Source organism: Xanthobacter sp. BG11Y11_SDJG (assembly GCF_057364445.1).
In genome coordinates, this window is record NZ_JBNFNU010000887.1 from 1 (window position 1) to 564 (window position 564).

The following is a 564-nucleotide window of genomic DNA, read 5'->3' on the forward strand; positions in this document are numbered from 1 at the left end:
GGCCGCGCGCTCTGGCAGAGGTTCAGCCGGAGCCGCAGGTCGCCGCGCTGGAGACGCCCGCGCTTGACCCGGCGCCGTTGCCCGCCGGTGCGGCCGACTGCCGCCTCGGCCGAGCGCACCGCACGCATCGTTTTCGACGTCACCATGCGCTCCGGCCCGCGCCGCAGCGCCTCGGCCATCGGCCAGGTGGACAAGAATGAGCGCGTGACGCTGATCGGCTGCAAATCCTGGTGCGAGGTGGTGGCGAACGGCAAGCGCGGCTTCGTCTACGGCCGGGCGGTCGACCGGAAGTCTTGATCGGGACGCCCGCAATCTTTATCCCGCCGGGGGATCGAAATTCCGCTCTCCAGCGTTATCTTGGCCATGGCCCGCGCGCGCAATGTCGGCGCGGGCGTCGATCTCGGAGGGATCCGCCATGAAGACCATCATCAAGGCCGTCGCCGTGCTCGCCATCGCCCTCGCTCCGGCCGTGGCCGCCGCGCAGGGCGTCGTTCAGGGCGCCAAGGAAGGCGCGCAGAAGGGCGCGGCGGTGGGCAACGAGGCCGCCGGGCCGGTGGGCGCCGG

At 72.2% G+C, this 564-nt stretch carries 1 protein-coding gene; it reads left to right on the forward strand.

Features of this window, described 5'->3' with window-relative positions; all coding sequences use genetic code 11:
* Positions 1-144 precede the first annotated feature (144 nt).
* Positions 145-297: an SH3 domain-containing protein gene (locus AC2W7M_RS27125; RefSeq protein ID WP_486136342.1), complete on the forward strand. Its 153-nt coding sequence runs from the start codon at positions 145-147 to the stop codon at positions 295-297.
* Positions 298-564 lie beyond the last annotated feature (267 nt).